The 15,544-nt window shown below is 55.3% G+C and carries 15 protein-coding genes and 6 pseudogenes; 2 read left to right on the top strand and 19 right to left on the bottom strand.

What is annotated here, in order from left to right; all coding sequences use genetic code 11:
- Positions 1–21: 21 nt before the first annotated feature.
- The 16 genes and pseudogenes from JZM30_RS20720 to JZM30_RS20805 form a co-directional block, all read right to left on the bottom strand.
- Positions 22–624: a TadE/TadG family type IV pilus assembly protein gene (locus JZM30_RS20720; protein ID WP_252321089.1), complete on the bottom strand. Its 603-nt coding sequence runs from the start codon at positions 622–624 to the stop codon at positions 22–24.
- Positions 611–1,138, bottom strand: coding sequence for a hypothetical protein (locus JZM30_RS20725; RefSeq protein WP_252321091.1), 528 nt, complete (start codon positions 1,136–1,138; stop codon positions 611–613). Before JZM30_RS20725 ends, JZM30_RS20720 begins: the two co-directional genes overlap by 14 nt.
- Positions 1,139–1,146: 8 nt before the next feature.
- Positions 1,147–1,976, bottom strand: a pseudogene (locus JZM30_RS24895) (tetratricopeptide repeat protein).
- Positions 1,977–2,028: 52 nt separating this feature from the next.
- Positions 2,029–2,934, bottom strand: a complete 906-nt coding sequence (locus tag JZM30_RS20740; RefSeq protein WP_252321097.1) for a type II secretion system F family protein — start codon at positions 2,932–2,934, stop codon at positions 2,029–2,031.
- Between the two features lie 127 nt (positions 2,935–3,061).
- Positions 3,062–3,622 carry a type II secretion system F family protein gene (locus tag JZM30_RS20745; RefSeq protein WP_252321098.1) on the bottom strand — a complete coding sequence of 187 codons (561 nt, stop codon included), beginning with the start codon at positions 3,620–3,622 and terminating at the stop codon, positions 3,062–3,064.
- On the bottom strand, positions 3,601–3,867 hold the full coding sequence (locus JZM30_RS20750) for a hypothetical protein (protein WP_252321100.1): 267 nt from the start codon (positions 3,865–3,867) through the stop codon (positions 3,601–3,603). Before JZM30_RS20750 ends, JZM30_RS20745 begins: the two co-directional genes overlap by 22 nt.
- 17 nt (positions 3,868–3,884) lie before the next feature.
- Positions 3,885–5,281: pseudogene (locus JZM30_RS20755) on the bottom strand (TadA family conjugal transfer-associated ATPase).
- 28 nt (positions 5,282–5,309) lie between these two features.
- A complete protein-coding gene (locus JZM30_RS20765) occupies positions 5,310–5,483 on the bottom strand; it encodes a hypothetical protein (RefSeq protein ID WP_252321105.1) in 174 nt (57 codons plus the stop codon).
- The gene (locus JZM30_RS20770) at positions 5,444–6,508 is read right to left on the bottom strand and encodes a CpaE/TadZ family protein (RefSeq protein WP_252321107.1); all 1,065 of its coding nucleotides are present in this window, start codon (positions 6,506–6,508) and stop codon (positions 5,444–5,446) included. The genes JZM30_RS20765 and JZM30_RS20770 overlap by 40 nt, the downstream gene beginning before the upstream one ends.
- 14 nt (positions 6,509–6,522) lie before the next feature.
- Positions 6,523–7,035 carry a CpaD family pilus assembly lipoprotein gene (locus tag JZM30_RS20775; protein WP_286673699.1) on the bottom strand — a complete coding sequence of 171 codons (513 nt, stop codon included), beginning with the start codon at positions 7,033–7,035 and terminating at the stop codon, positions 6,523–6,525.
- A 39-nt stretch (positions 7,036–7,074) separates the two neighbouring features.
- On the bottom strand, positions 7,075–7,200 hold the full coding sequence (locus tag JZM30_RS23705; RefSeq protein ID WP_286673691.1) for a hypothetical protein: 126 nt from the start codon (positions 7,198–7,200) through the stop codon (positions 7,075–7,077).
- 24 nt (positions 7,201–7,224) lie between these two features.
- Positions 7,225–8,655, bottom strand: a pseudogene (locus tag JZM30_RS20780) (type II and III secretion system protein family protein).
- Positions 8,656–8,736: 81 nt separating this feature from the next.
- Positions 8,737–9,651 carry a Flp pilus assembly protein CpaB gene (gene cpaB / locus JZM30_RS20785; RefSeq protein ID WP_252321111.1) on the bottom strand — a complete coding sequence of 305 codons (915 nt, stop codon included), beginning with the start codon at positions 9,649–9,651 and terminating at the stop codon, positions 8,737–8,739.
- A 74-nt stretch (positions 9,652–9,725) separates the two neighbouring features.
- Positions 9,726–10,277, bottom strand: a pseudogene (locus tag JZM30_RS24095) (A24 family peptidase).
- 7 nt (positions 10,278–10,284) lie between these two features.
- On the bottom strand, positions 10,285–10,464 hold the full coding sequence (locus JZM30_RS25040; protein ID WP_498038019.1) for a hypothetical protein: 180 nt from the start codon (positions 10,462–10,464) through the stop codon (positions 10,285–10,287).
- Between the two features lie 287 nt (positions 10,465–10,751).
- Positions 10,752–11,860 (bottom strand): annotated as a pseudogene (locus tag JZM30_RS20805) (4Fe-4S binding protein).
- A gap of 335 nt (positions 11,861–12,195) precedes the next feature.
- On the opposite strand from JZM30_RS20805, the pseudogene JZM30_RS20810 reads away from it, so the two are divergent.
- Both JZM30_RS20810 and JZM30_RS20815 read left to right on the top strand, forming a co-directional pair.
- Positions 12,196–12,972 (top strand): annotated as a pseudogene (locus JZM30_RS20810) (MBL fold metallo-hydrolase).
- Positions 12,973–13,032: 60 nt separating this feature from the next.
- Positions 13,033–13,989, top strand: coding sequence for a GlxA family transcriptional regulator (locus JZM30_RS20815; protein ID WP_252321118.1), 957 nt, complete (start codon positions 13,033–13,035; stop codon positions 13,987–13,989).
- Positions 13,990–13,993: 4 nt separating this feature from the next.
- Here the strand turns inward: JZM30_RS20815 and JZM30_RS20820 are convergent, their stop codons facing one another.
- From JZM30_RS20820 to JZM30_RS20830, 3 genes are all read right to left on the bottom strand, one after another.
- Complete coding sequence (locus JZM30_RS20820) at positions 13,994–14,404, bottom strand: hypothetical protein (RefSeq protein WP_252321120.1); 411 nt, start codon at positions 14,402–14,404, stop codon at positions 13,994–13,996.
- A gap of 228 nt (positions 14,405–14,632) precedes the next feature.
- Positions 14,633–14,950: a hypothetical protein gene (locus JZM30_RS20825; RefSeq protein WP_252321122.1), complete on the bottom strand. Its 318-nt coding sequence runs from the start codon at positions 14,948–14,950 to the stop codon at positions 14,633–14,635.
- A complete protein-coding gene (locus JZM30_RS20830; protein ID WP_252321124.1) occupies positions 14,934–15,353 on the bottom strand; it encodes a hypothetical protein in 420 nt (139 codons plus the stop codon). The genes JZM30_RS20825 and JZM30_RS20830 overlap by 17 nt, the downstream gene beginning before the upstream one ends.
- Positions 15,354–15,544: the final 191 nt, after the last annotated feature.

Genomic DNA, 15,544 nt, shown 5'->3' on the forward strand with positions numbered 1-15,544 from the left:
CTTTTCGCCCGTCACGCGTCGTTATGTTTTATCGTTATCCAACCCAGCTTCTTTGCTCAGGGTTTCATCTAAATCCACGACGCCGATGGCAACCCGATTGATTGCCGTTGCGTGTAACAAACCACCTAATGACATGCCGCCCAGCAGTGCGACGTCTTTGCCTTGGCGACAAATCTCCACCACCAGCATGGAGGTATTCTTGTTGCCCTCTTTGGCATCGCGCTCGGGCAGGTCTGGCAGATAGGGCGTATTGGGTTGAGTCTCACTGCCTACGCACAGCCCTTTCGCCGTGCCGCGACTCAGTTGCCAATAGAGATCGCCGGTTTGACGCACGTTGCTGATCAGTAGCTTATAATTCCCTAATCCCTGATTGGGCAGTACTGTATCCAGTAACCCCTGCAACCCGGTTTCCGTCAGATCTTGCTGCATCGCCAGTATTGAGAAGATGGCACCTGCACGCTGCTCCATACGAGAGCGCTCCAGACCAACGCTGTACATGTCGGCACAGAGCGAACCAATTGCCAGAACAATCGGAAACGCCAGCGCGGTTTCCACGGCGGCGACCCCACGGCATGAGCGACGAAATCGTTTCAGGTAGCGCAATAGTGTCTTAGTTATTGTCATTGCGTAACTCCGTGCCGAACACGTGCTTGTACTGGTAGCGGAAGGTGGTGCCCAGTGTTAACACTTCCGGCAGCGGCGTGATAAACGCATTTTCAATCTGCACCGTGACGGACCACACCGGCAGCGTGGTGGTGTTCCCTTCGTCGTTTTGCGTGTCGTTTGATGCCGTACCGCTGGCGGTAAATCCACCCAACTGGTTCAGGTTTTCGAAATGCAGCACGTTAACGGTAAGGTTATCCGCGCTGAGGTAGCCATAGGCTGAATCCACCATGCGCGTTTTCATGCGCATGCTCATCTGTTCCGGGCTGGCAGCGCTGAGATTATCAAGACGGAAACTCTGCACTGCTTTACCCAGCGCCGCGCTGCCTACCGCGATCACCAACCCGATACGCGCCAGCTCAAACAGCATCATCACGCCGACCATCGCAACCGGAACCAAAAAGGCCACCTCAGTCGCGACCACGCCGTGCGCGGCGCGCCAGCGCTCGGCTTGATGTTGGAGCGTATCGCGCATGCGTGCCATTATTCCTGGTTACTCAGTTGCAGACGTTGGCGGCTGGAGGCCAACAGCGTTTCGCCACGGGTTTTATCCTGCTGCATTTGTTGCAAACGCTGATGCAGCGAGGCAATCAGGGCATAAATGCGCTGTGGTTGGGCGATGGAACCGAGTGTCGTGCGTGCGTCCTCTTCCCGGTCGCTGGCGAGATAGGCGAGCGCCAGATTCAGTTTGCCGGTGGTGTTGCCGTCATCCAGTGAGCGCAGCAACGGAATTGCTTTGTCCGGGTTGCCGCTGGCAAGCCAGGATAACGCCAGATTGTTGATGGCGGAGACATCTGCTGGGTTTACCTGCAAGGCTTTTTCGAACATCTGACGTGCCTGCGTGTGCTGTCCTGCGCTGTCCATCATCACGCCCATGCCATTGAGCGCCAGCGTGTTGTTTGGCTGTGCTTTCAGCGCACAGGTGAAATCTTTCTGCGCCATGGTGTTACGCCCCAGCGCGAGCTGTGCGCGACCCATACCGAGACAGACAGCGAGTGCTTCTTCGGGGGGACATTTTATCCGTGTCGCCGCCTAATGCCTGGCGTGCACGGCTGTACAGCTCCAGCGTTTGCTGTGGGGAGTGCGGCAACGCTGGCGTATTCCAGCATCTACGCGCCTTTCAGCATGTTGCGGCTGTCTAAACGCGTATAGACGTCGGTTGCGGCTTCTACCCGACCCTGATCGCGCAGCAAACGCGCCAGACGCAGCCCTTCGTCTTTGTTTCCCTTGATCTCCATTGAACTGCCACAACCGGCCAGCACCATACTGAGCAGCAACACGGTCAATGAGAAGGTACGGCGGCGGTAAGCCATTTTGTTACTCAACGTTATCTGACCAAACATCTTCACGGACTCCATCGGTGGTTCATTGCACCAGCAGGCGCACCACGCGCACCAGGGCGGGGGCTGCCATAATGGCGATAATCGGTGGCAGGATCAGCGTCATCAACGGTACGCTGAGTTGGGCTGGCAGCTTTCCCGCTTTCTCTTCCAACCCTAAAATCAGTGTTTTTCGACTCTTGTCGGCAATAGTGCGCAGTGCCCGAGAGAGCGGGGTGCCATAGCGTTCCGCTTGAATCAGGGTGGCGACCATACCTTCGATTTCGCTGACTCGGGTGCGCTCTGCCAGATGCATCATTGCCAAGGTACGATCGGACAAGATCTGCAACTCGGCGGCGGTGTAGTGCAGTTCATCCGCCATTTCCGGTGAAGAAAGGCCCAGCTCTTTCGATACTACGTGCAGGACACGTCCGATCGGCAAGCCAGCTTCGGCGCATACCACCATCAGATCCAGCGCGTCCGGTACCGCGCGCGCCAGCTTTTCGCCCCTATTGGCAGCACGCCAACGTAGCCACCACTCGGGCAACAGCGTGCCGACAAAAAAGCCGATAAGGCCGGTGGCGACGCCCGTCAGGCCGAGTCGATCGGCAGCGGGTAACCATCCCCAGACCAGCAGTACGGCAATCAGCGCACCGGTGATAAATTTGCCCATCACCAGCCAGCCCACCGCTTCATGACGGCGTAAACCCGCCAGATCCAACATGCGGCGCAGGTTGCGGCGATCGCGATCTGAACCAGCCAGTCGCTCGCCCTGTACCGCGAGCTGGCGCAGCAGCGCTTCCAGCCAGGGAGATAACGCGGTGCCCTGACCACGCAGGCGGTTTTCCAATAGCTTGTACTGGCGTGCTTGATGTTGTGCTCGGCCCAGTAGGATACCGGTGATGATCAGTACCAGAGCCAGCAGCAGTAAGGGGTCGCTCAATAACGTCATTTCGGCTCTCTCTTATCCAACTCGCTTGACCATTAAATGGGTCACCAACATCCCCAGCGAAACGCTGTACAGGGCGTAAATCAGCACCGAGGTGCCCACCGGGTCAGAGAACAAAAAGCTGAAATCCTCAGGTGACTTTATATACAAATAGGCGAGACAGCAGGGGAACAGCGCGGCGACAATCTTGGCAGACGCGCGCTTCTGAGGTTTTCGACTGCACTTTCAGTTGCAACTCGCGTCTATCGCGCAGCGTGGCAGAGAGCCGCTCGAGCGTCTCACCCAACCGGCCACCGGCCTCCTGGTTGATGATCAGGATCACCACGAAGAAGCGGTATTCCGCCATCGGCACCCGTGTGGCAGGGGTCTGGATCACCTGACGTAAGGGAATGCCCAGTTTGAGCCAGTGATCGATGGTTTTAAATTCGTTGGCCAGCGGGCCGCTCAGGTGCTCTGCCACGATGGCGAAGGTATTCGCCACCGGCACGCCTGCACGGCAACTGCGGGTAATTGCATCGATCGCTTCCGGTAGGCTTTCGCGCAGTGCTTTCAGGTGCTTTTGCAGCGTGGAGCGGAACAGCAACACGGCCGTGCTGACAAACAGCAGCAGGGAAAAGATCAATCCTAATGTCAACGGCAGCAGGGTACGTTGTCCCATGATCATGCCAATCAGCAGGCTGACTGCGCCCAAAGGATAGCCAGAGCACGTCCTAACATCGGCACTCGCATAAACGGTGTCGTGACTTCATCGCGCAGGATGGAGTCGGAGGTTATTTCGGCAGCGGTTGGGCTGACCTCTTTTAACACCTGTTGCCAGCGCTGTTCGCGCTGTTGGCGATACCGGCGCGCTTTCTGCCAGGCGGCGATGGCTAGCACCAACGCAAAGACGCAGCAAAATATCAGCAGGGTGATCAGATTCAGGCGTGCATCACTCATCGGCTCTCCTTCGATCTTCACTGCGCATCGAACAGGTGCGCTTTGTCGCCGTAGAACTGCTGGCGCTGAATGTGCTGCACATATTCACCGGTGAGCATGCCTTGGCCGTCCATGCCCTGGATCTGGAAGCTGAACAGATCCTGAAGCTGGATCACTTCGTTTTCCATGCCGCACACTTCGGTAATCGACACCACGCGGCGCATGCTGTCCCGCATACGTTCAATCTGCACAATCAAATGCACAGCGCTGGCGATTTGACGGCGGATAGCCATCAGCGGCAACTGCATGTTGGCCATCATCACCATGTTTTCCAGACGTTGGATGGCATCGCGCGAGGTGTTGGCGTGCACGGTACAGAGCGAGCCGTCATGGCCGGTGTTCATCGCCTGCAACATGTCGAAACTCTCGCCGCCGCGCACCTCACCAAGAATGATGCGATCCGGGCGCATACGCAGCGCGTTACGCATCAGATCGCGCTGATCGACGCGTCCGGTGCCCTCGGCGCTGACCGGCCGCGTTTCCAACCGCACCACGTGCTCCTGTTGTAATTGCAACTCAGCGGCATCTTCGATGGTGATAATGCGATCGGTACTGCCGATCTTCTGCGACAGCGCGTTGAGCAGTGTGGTTTTACCGGCACCGGTACCGCCAGACACGATGACGTTCATGCAGGCCTGCATCGCCTTATTCAGCACATCCGCCATGGCGTAGGACATACAGCGGCGTTCCGCCAGCGTTTCCAGCGACAGGTTGCGCCGCATGAATTTACGGATCGAAATGGTGGTGCCGTCGATCGCCAGCAGGTAGGTGATCACGTTAACGCGGCTGCCGTCTGGCAAGCGCGCATCGACCATCGGGCTAGCTTCATCGATACGCCGCCCCACCGCTGCTGCAATGCGCTGTGCGGTGTTGAATACATGCTCTTCATCGATAAAGGTGATCGGTGATAGTTCCAGTTTGCCGAAACGCTCGATAAACACCTGCTGTGCGCCGTTGACCAGAATGTCGTTGACGGTGTCGTCTGCCAGCAGCGGCTTAATCGGGCCTATGCCGGTCATTTCATCCAGCATTTCGGCGGCGATGGCTTCTTCTCCCTGACGCGAAAGCTGGGGGCGCTGTTCGTCACAGATGCGGCGAATCACGGTTTCAATTTGTGCCAGCAGCTTGTCGCGGCCCATCATGGCCGCTTTACCCGCATCGATCTGATCGTAAAGCTGTGCACGGATCAGGCGGAGCTGGCTGGTGCGGTTGTCCGTTTGACGCGGCGTCGCGGTAGGTGCCGCTGCCGTGCTGGCGGTGGGCGGGTGTCTGCCGCCGGACGTGCCTTCAGCTCTGTGACGGTGGCGGCCGGTGTCGCTTGCGGCGCACCTTTGTTGGCGTCCTGCTTTTGCTGCTGGCTTCTGCGAATCAACATGGTCAGTTACCTTTTCGAAAACGCCGCATCAGGCGCGTTTTAACCAGCGTGTAAACCAGCGTTTTTCTGCCGGTCTGGCACGCACGCCGCAGGCCAGATCGACCAGTTGGCACAAGCCCTGCAAGAAGGCGGGGGAGGCGGTCAGATTGAGTGCGCCCAGCGTCAGGCTGTGCGCCAGCGCGTGGCCGGCATGCGGCAACACCACGTCAATCTTGCGCCCGGTGAACTGCTCAAACTGGTCGCGGGTGAGCGGGCAGTGTTGGCAAAGCTGCTCTGGTTATGTACCAGCAGCAGGTGCTGGCCTTCGCTTTCATCACCGATCTCGTGGAGGATACGGCGCACATTGCGCGCATCTTGCAGCGTTAATTCGGTAACGATAATGCGCAGATCCGCATAGGACAGGACTTCCAGCGCGCCGGTTGGGTAGCTGTTCGGCAAATCCCAAATCACCTGATTGAACATGCGACACAGCACGCCGCCGAGATTGAGCACGTTATCCACGTCAACCGGGCTAAGCTCTCCCAACGCTGGCTTTTGCGCCAGCATATGCAGGCGCGTATCGACGCGCAGCAGGGCGCGTTGTAGCAAACGGGTATCCAGCTCCTGCGTTTCCAGCACGGCCGCGAGCCCACCGTCTTCCGTTTGTTCTTGCAGCAGCAACTGATCGCCGTTACGACGGTCGTAATCCACCAGCGCAACGGGCAAATGGCGTTCACCAGAGAGCAGACGGCTCAACCCCATCGCCACGGTGCTGCCGCCGCAACCGCCGCTGGCGCTGACCACGGCGATGGTTCTGCCCATGCGGGCGTATTCCGGCCCAGCTTGTTGGCCTTCGCACTTGGCGAGCGTCGTCGCCAGCAGGTCGAGGGTGAAAGGCTTAACCAGATAATCCACCACGCAAATCTGGAGCAATGCACGGTACAGGCCAATATCCTGCGCTTTGCCTGCCGCCACCACTTGGGTGGTTGGGCCACACACGCCCAGCAACTCTTCCAGCGCGGACAGCGGCCAGTGGGTATCATCAAGATCCACCAGCAGAATACGCGGCGGTACATTCAACTCGCACCATTGGCGTGCGCCAGTAATACCGCCGGACAGCACCGGCACAGCCTGCTGGTTCAGGCGTGATAGCAGATCGCTGACGCCAGCCGCCTCGCGGGCGTCATGCACGAAGGCGACCAGCGGTTGTGCCAACGCTTCGCCATCGGTAAGGGTAATGTCGCTCATGGAATGCCTCGCCTTTAATCTTCGTCAAAGTTAATGTTGATGAGCTCTTTCACTTCACCTTTGTGATAGCGTTCGATGCTGTTCACTGCGGTGACGCCATCGGCTGCGTCCAGCGCTTTGGCCTGGATCAGATCGCGCGGTTCAGCCACCATCTTCGCCAGGTTGTTTTGTGTGGCACAGCCGAGGTAGCCAATGCCTTCAAAAGGTTTCACCATCAACTGATCGGGATTATTCACTTCGCAGCGCGTGGTTTTCACCGCCAGCGCTTCTGAAATCACTTCCAGATCGCCGGTTTGGCCGCTTGTTGTCGAACGACGTAATTGCTTCACGTTACGCGCGTCAGCCCCGGCATTTTTCAGCACGACGGCCAGGCGATCTGCCATTTGCTCGCCGCGTACTGAATGCGGGATCAGCGTCAGGGCTTGTTTGGCGAGACGCCTCTGATCTTTCAGCATGACATTAAGCTGCTTGAGCGATTCGGGCGTAAAGCCACGTCCGTTAGGCGCAACCGCCAGCGTGACCGCCAGTGAAGTAGTGCGGACTTAGATCGGTTTGAGGGCCGGTTGTTAGAAACGATCGGCACGCATTTTATTGATGCTGCTGTCGCCGCACGCGGCCAATAACAGCGCGCATGCGCAGAGCGTCATGGAGAACAGCGTGCGCGACGTGCGCGTTGTAATGTGGTTATTCATGTTTTTCACCGTTGTCATCCAGGGTTAGTAGAGGTAACCGACGGAGCCGAAGCTCGGTGTGACGGCATCCAACGTTCTTACCACTTGCCCTGGCGTTCGCAGTTCTCCTGCATTGACCGGCTCAACGACATAGGCAGTGGCGATGATCACCAGTTCGGTTTCTTCATGGCTGGTGGATTAGTTTTCAAAGGCGCGTCCCAACAGGGGGATGCTGCTTAACCCCGGTACGCCGGTCACGGTTTGGCCGTTGGCACTGCGCAGCATGCCTGCCAGTGCGAAGCTTTGCCCACTGGTCAACTCTACCGTGGTATCGGTGCGGCGCACTTTGAGTGCCGGTACGCGTGAGCCGCCGGGGATGTTTACTGCGCCGACGTCCGTCAGTTCGCTCACTTCCGGCGCAATGTGCAGGCTGATGCGGTTGGCAGACAGTAGCGTTGGTGTCATGCGTAGGATTACGCCGTAGGATTTGTAATCGATGCTGACGCTGTTGTTAGTAATAAGTACGATAGGCACTTCGCCACCGGCGGCAAAGGCGGCCGTCTCGCCGGACATCGCGGTCAGGTTCGGTTCTGCCAACACAGTCGCCATACCCTGCTGGTTTAATGCAGTTAACAAGCCGCTGAGGCGTGAGCGACCAAAGCTTAAGAAACCGGCATCGGTGGGGTTGCTAAAGCGCCCGGTGGCGGAGTCAAACAGCCCCAGTCGCGTTCCGCTACCTGCGTTGATGTTGCCGCTGCCCGTGCTCGGTGATGCTGCCCAGTTAAAGCCCAGTTCGCTGGTCAATTTGCGCGAGACTTCCACCACACGCATCTGAATGTTGATTTGTGACGGGGTTTTGATCTTGGGCTGGTTAATCACTTTGGCGTAGGATTCGCTGCTGCCCGGCAGTTTTTCACCGCCGCCACCACCACCGCCACCTTGTGCACCGGCAGATGCGCTGATGTATGCCTGCACGCTGTCGATGACGCGTTTTGCATCTTGCGGGGTGTCTACGCTGCCACGCACAATCACGCCGCTGGGGATGGACGCTTCCAACTGGATATCAGCACCGGGAAACTCGCGTTTAATCCGCTCGCCCAGCGCTTTTAAATCGTGTTCGGACACCAGACGGATAGCATTGATCACCGTGCCGTTTTCATCCATGGCGTAGAGCGTGGTGGTGCCGACGCTTTTGGCATAGACAAACAGGTTGCCCGGAGAAGGCAACTCGAAGCTGGCGATATTGGGGTCTGCGACCAGCACGCTGTCTGGCAGGCCATCGAGTTGCAACAGGCGCCCTTGATGAACCGTCAGGTGTACCACATTGGTTTCCGCCACTTCTGATACCCATGCGGCCAGTGCGGCGGCGGGCATCACTACGGCGATGGGCAACGCAGTACTGAGTAGACTTGCAGTGAGTAATCGTTTGCATGTTTCCCGAAGGTGCGATTTCAAATACAGCGAAAACATCGTCATTTACGTTAATTTCGTTATGGCTTTTATGGTTCCATCAACAGCCCGCGGTGCGGCATTGTCAGGCTGCCTGAATGCAGTTCGTCAGCGAGCGGGGAACACCAGAACGCCCTTCTGCTCGCCGTGATACACTTTCACCTGATGGCTGGATAGCCCGTTATAAATAGTGGTGCTTTGCGACAGCGTGGTAACGCGTGAGTGGCCCTGTTTCTCATCCTGGGTATCGGGCGTGGCACTGCGCAGCGCCAGGTGCAACATCCCCACCTCTTTCGCGACCGCCAGCACTTCTGCCTGTTCGGGGGTCACTTCAACGGTGACGGTTTGGTAGCTTTGGGTTCGTGTGCTGCTCGCACTGGCAGGCGTGCGGCTGCGCACGTTGGCGTCCTGCTCACTGTCCTCTTCCACATCGCGGCGCGGACGCACATCGGTATCGGTTTGGTTATTCAGCGCCAGAACGCGCAGATCGCGTGCGATGGTCTGGGAGGCCAGCATCGGTCGGACGACAGGTTGTGTGCGGCTGGGCGGCAGTTCCGGCTGCTCATCGCGTCGCAGACTCAGAATGATGTCGACGCGATCGCCCGCGGCCACCAGACCTGAGTTGCTGGCTACCGCATTGGTTGGAATGGAGATGGCACGCATGCCTTTACGCAGTACGGCGGCGACAAAACCCGGTTCGCTGGGCTTGACCAATACGTTGCTGGTCAACGGCGACCCTTGTGCAACGGGTTCACGCAACGTGGCACCCAGCAGCAGTGACTGGCTGTCTTTGCCACGGATAAAGTTGAAATTGCGAGAAACCGTTCCCTCCACGACCTGCCAACTCAGAGAGGCCGTGTCAATAAAATCACCTGGATGCAGATCCTTTGCCGCTACCAGAATAGCGGTTTGTTCCGGAGCTTTAATCACCACCGGCGGCGGTGCGGGGGGCGTTGCGGCGAGATGGCTGCGAACCATTAGCGCAACGAGTCCTGCCAGTACATAGGTAGCGTTTACTTTCATTCAGCTTGCCTGCTTTAGCGTGTGCGCCTTAATGTTGCGACGGATTAAAACGTTCAAATTTAAAACTATCGAATTTAGAACAATGGAAAAATAAGGACATACATCGTACAAAAGGCAATGGCGACGCCATAGGGTATGCCCTGAGAAAGATCGGCGGGCAGTGCAGTAGGTAGCGGTAATCGGCTGTTAAACATCCGGTTGGTTGCTTGTATACCCAGAGCCACGGCGGTGGGAACGGTATTGAACAGCGGCAGTGTGAGCGCCAGAACGCCCCCTGCCAGCGCTGTCACCAGCACAAAAACGATCTAATGGCCCGAGCCTACCCACAGGCACAGCACGCTCATCAGTTTGACGTCGCCAGCACCTAACCGTCCGATGAGAAACAGGATAAACCCGACCACCAGCACCACTGCGGCACCCGGCAGCGCCCACAGCATTCCCTGTAACGCGGCGTTGTTTCCTCCGCCGAGTCTTACCACATCTGTGATGCCAAACAGCAACCAGCCCAACAGCAGAATCAATACCGCTCGATTGGCTATGCGCCGCACGAGCAGATCGGTACTGATACACCACGCCAGACACCCGAGCAGCAGTGCCGTTTGCAGCCACTGTGCGTTGACCGCCATCTCGTGCTTATTTCGCGCCGGAGGCCGTACCGCCACCGGTGCTGGTGCCAGCGCTGGTGATCTGATCGGCGATAGCGCTGAATTTCTCATTCAGTGCTTTCACAAAGATGCCATCGCCACCAAAAATAGCGGCCAATGGCTGCTGCCATCGCAGCGGCCAGAATGCCGTATTCAATGGCAGTGACACCGCTCTCATCGCACAGGAAAGAACGACATTTTGCTTTTATGTTTCTCATGGGAAGGTTCTCTTTATTCGCAGCCAAAGATATCATGGCTAATTCTTGAGCGGCCATGATGATAACGTAAGCAATAATGATACTTATTATCAAAAATCGCAAGTGACGTAACATTAATATTTTTCCATCTTTTATTACGTAAAATTATCCTTATTAATCAGAAGGTAAAACAATCTTTGCGCGATGCTTAATGAAGGGGAATTCCCCCCTGTTTTAAGGGGGGATTGGGATATTGAGGTTAGGGATGACCGATGGATTGTGAGCCAGGAATAAGCTTGAAGTACATCTGTTCGGGGATTGGACTGTCCCAGCCACCGATCAACATGGCGAAGCCAACGGTCGCGAAAAGGATGCCGAGAATTAGGAATGTCATCATCGCGCCGGAGAGCGTTGCCCGCTGCCACAGAGGGCGATGCGCATCCTCGCTTTTTGCCGCTGAGCGCGGTGCATTCAACAGCGATAAGCTTAACGTTGATGCTACCGGACAGGATTCGACGCAGGTCATGCAGGCATTACATTCGGCGGTTCTCACCTGGATGAGCTTATCGACGGGAATATGGGATGGGCACGCTTTGGCACACTTGCCGCAGTCGATACAGCGGTTGGCATCACGACGGATTTTTACCGGTGACAATAGTGAAAACAGGCCCAGCAGTGCACCGCAGGGACAGAGATAACGGCACCAGAAATGCCGGACAAATAGGCTGATAACGGTGAAACCAATAATAACGCCCAGAGTGATGTTGCCAATATTACGGAAGAAACCGAGCATTTTGACATCGGCAATCAGACCATAGGGGGACATCAGGAACATATAAATGCTCTGTGCTGGCATGTATAACGCAATATAAAGAAAAAAACCTAATAGCAAATATTTCAGACCGCGTAGTGGAATATCCAGCCAGGTAGGCAGCGTGAAATGCCGTTTGAATATTTTCTTGCCGACAGCAGCAATCAATTCTGAAAATGTCCCAATAGGGCACAGCCAGGAACAGAATGATTTTTTCACTAGCAGGCTAGTGATAATAAAGGCAACAAGCAGCAGCATCGAGGCAACATGGATCGGTGGCAAACGTCCCATTTCCAACAGATATTTGATATTAATTAGTCCGGCAATCGGTAACCATCCTTCGATACCACCAGGTCTGGGCAGATAAACACTGGTACCGGCGGTTTCAAAGTAACGCACCCAAAAGTAGAAGGTCACGCCGATATAGATATTGATGGTCAATAACAGTATTTGCGTCGCTCTGCGCCAGGTTAATGCGTTGCGCCAGTCATTCCATGGCAATTTCCCCCCGTGGTGCCGGGGCGGCGCTGCCAGCGTTTTCTTGTTTTTTCGCTCATTGCGCTTTTCTTTATTATTGGGTCTGTGAATACACCGTGGAAAGGTAAGGTTAAATTATCATGTCACTGTCAGCGAATAATTGATGTGTGTGCGCATTCAGCGTGAATCAAATTATTAATCTCGATCCTGTTTTTAATTAAAATTGGCGTTCAGGCATAAAAATACACCTTTATAGGGATTGAAAAAATGACGCCGTCGCGCTGCGTCAATCGGATTGTCCCAATTCCATCGATCAATGACCTGCGGGCAACTTACGCGTTTTCTTTGTGCGCTTTACACTGCAAACCATTGAAGCCCACACGGTCTTGCTGGATGTTATCCACGGGAGTTTTCTATGAAATTGACGCAAATTCGTAATGCCACGCTGAAGTTGGACTACGCTGGAACCACTTTCCTGATCGACCCTATGCTGGCGGAGAAAGAAGCCTGGGAGGGGTTTGCCGGAACGGCTCGTTCCTGGCTGCGCAATCCAATGGTGTCGCTGCCCTTGTCGTTAGAAGCACTGCTGGATGTGGATGCGGTGATTGTGACGCACACCCATTCCGACCATTGGGATTATGCCGCACAACGTCATATCCCCAAGGACATGCCGATTTATACCCAGAATCTACAAGATGCCGCATTGATTCGCTCGCAGGGGTTATCACAGGTGCAGGTATTGGCACAGGAGAATACTTTGGCGGGTATCACGCTCTGGAAAACCGGCGGGCAGCATGGGCAGCGATGCCCTCTATGCTAACCCAGGTCTGGCTGCGCGTATGGGAGAAACCAGCGGACTGGTGTTTGACAGTGCGGGAGAAAAGCGCCTTTATATTGCTGGTGACGCCGTATGGGCTCCCCTTATGTCGACAGTCTGGAGCGTTACCAACCCGAGGTGATAGTGCTGAATATCTGGTGCGCCACCGTAGAGGGTTTTGGCCCGATTATTATGGGAAAAGAGGATGCCAGTCGAACGCTCGATCTGCTGCCGCAGAGTATTGTCGTGGCCTCACACATGGAGGCGGTGAACCATTGTCTGCTTAGCCGCGCCGAACTGCGAGAATACTGTCATAAAAACAGCATCGAACAACGCGTGTTGATTCCCGACGATGGGGAAATGCTCGCGCTTTGAAGGCGTTGGTGACGACAATGGCCCGTAACCCGCAAACCGATATGCCACAGGAAATAGCCTATGCCCGCGTTACGCGTTGTCATTGTTGCCACTGAAGGATTCAGCCCGTTTCATTTTTCTGTACCCAGTATGGTCTTCGGCAAGGCATTGCCGGAGCCGGGTCGGTTTGAGATGCAGATTTGTGTACTAACGCCGGGAAAGGTGCGCTCCGATAGCGGGATTTCCATTGATGTGGAGCACGGTCTGGTGCTGTTGGAAACCGCCGATATCATTATTATTCCGTTTTGGCATCACCCGGATGAGAAACCCGCGTCTGAACTGCTGGCGGCGCTGGTTCGAGCCTGGCAGCGCGGTGCGGAAGTGGTGGGGCTATGCCTCGGCACTTACGTGCTGGCCTATGCTGGATTATTAGCAGGACGACGCGCGGCTACCCATTGGGAGTTTGAGCGCGATTTCAGCCGTCGTTTTCCTGATGTACAGTTGGACAGCAATGCGCTGTATACCCGTGACGATCGCCTGATCACCTCTGCCGGAACGGCGGCAGGGATTGATTGCTGTCTGGATATCATCCGTTGTCACTGTGGCAGTGCATTGGCCAATCGCGTGGCGCGTCGCATGGTGGTGCCCCCTTATCGGGATGGTGGCCAGGCGCAGTTTATTGAACGTCCTGTGCCGGAAATCACGCGAGACACGCATATTAATGCGCTGTTGGATTATCTGCGCAGCCATCTCGAGCAGCCGCACTCTCTAGACGCGCTGGCGGCTTTTGTCAGCATGAGTCGCCGCACCTTTACCCGCCACTTTATCAAGGCAATCGGCATGACGGTGGGCGACTGGCTTACCGCAGAGCGATTGCAGCGCAGCCAGATGCTGTTGGAAAGCAGCGATCATAGCGTCGAGGCGGTGGCTCACATGGCGGGATTTGCCTCGCCGATTTCATTCCGACAACGTTTCAAGGCACGTTTTAACCTGAGCCTGAGCGAATGGCGTCGGGCGTTTCGTGGGCCTACGCGCTGAGAGATTATTGATTCTTTTCTCTGAACGCTTTTGCCGCGCTGTTGTATGTCGAGATAAATTCTTTCAGCAAGCTTTCCGTGTCGATGTGCTCTCCTGTATCCTCAAGAAAGCGGTCGAAAAACTCGATTACCGAAGGTTCCAGCCGATCACCAAACGTTTCCACCACATCTTCCAGTGTATCGCGTGGGAACGTGATGAGCTGCTTTTTCACCTCAGTCACTTCTTTCTCGACTTTATCAAGCGTCTTCTTTTCTGCTCTCTCATCTTTCGCCTTCGCTAACGATTTGAACATTCGTTCAACGTGGTCTGCACTGGCGCGCTGTTGCAATGTGGATATGCGAGATTGGGTGCTGACTGGGTGGGTTGGTAGAAAACAACGTTTGTGGCGTCCGGACCCAGCACCCGTGAGCGCCATTGTGCTAGAGTCTCATCAGCGTCGATAGGGCTGGGAACATTGATGCGGTGTGGTTCACCGTCAAAATCGACAATCAGCGAATACGCTTTCAGTATGCGATAACAATACTCTTCTTTTTTCATGATCCGGCCTACGGTGTTTGCAGTAACTTATTGTATATAATATTTATTCTTGTTCTGTTCAAGCGGATTCTCCACGTGCATGGTATTCACTCGTTTCGCCTGAAGTCTACGGACGCATCAGCGGCTCAATACCGATCCACTCTTTCTTAGGGTGATAACACAGTGGCATCGGTGGAATTGCCACCTTTTGGCCCGCCACCGTCATTTCACCTAAATGGATGGTCCACTTGGCGTTTGCCGTAAAGCGTGGCGTTTTGAATACCACGTAGACCGAACCGTAATCGTCGTTGTTAGTGAGTTTCGGGATGCGGCGATGCGCTTCATCACTGTTGATGTCGTAAGGGGACATGCGCGCGTATTTCATATCAGAAATCGGAAAATCATAGGTGAGCGTGCCGAGAAACAGCTCAGGCCGCGCATTCACTCGTGTACCATAGTCCAGCGTGACATAAGCCTGCCGGCTGTCGTAGAGCACTGGAATGGCGGGCTCGCCTTTTTTTACCGGGGTGAGAAGGGCGCAGGCGGTTTTTGTTATAGGCGATCAGTTGGACATAAAACTCCGGTTTGGCTTCCGGCCCCTTCACGTAAGGAATAGAGAACAGCGTTTGCTTATAGCGGGAAGTGGCATAGGAGATCGCGTGATCGTAGAGGTAGGTTTCGAGCGTCAGGGTGGTTTCCCCCTGAGGGCCCGGCACCTTGAAAGTGTACTCACTTTGGCAAAGATCTGTGTAGGCGGCGCGTTGACGCTGCATTGGCACACAGGCACTGACGGATACTGCAATCAGTGTCGCCATTAGGGCGCGTGAACGCCATTGATAACATGCCATAACGACCCTCTTTTATATTTATTTTCCAAGATATTAGCTCAAGCATGGCCACTTTAGTGTATTGGCTTTACTTGTATTTTAGCGTCGGTGGAATCTGAAAAGTTACGAAGTGAATGATTACCTGAGTTATCAAATGTTGACATTGAGCAACGTTCCTTTCGTTGTGTGTTTAAATATATAACGAAATATTG

Source organism: Candidatus Symbiopectobacterium endolongispinus, assembly GCF_018777385.1.
GTDB classification, from domain to species: Bacteria; Pseudomonadota; Gammaproteobacteria; order Enterobacterales; family Enterobacteriaceae; genus Symbiopectobacterium; species Symbiopectobacterium endolongispinus.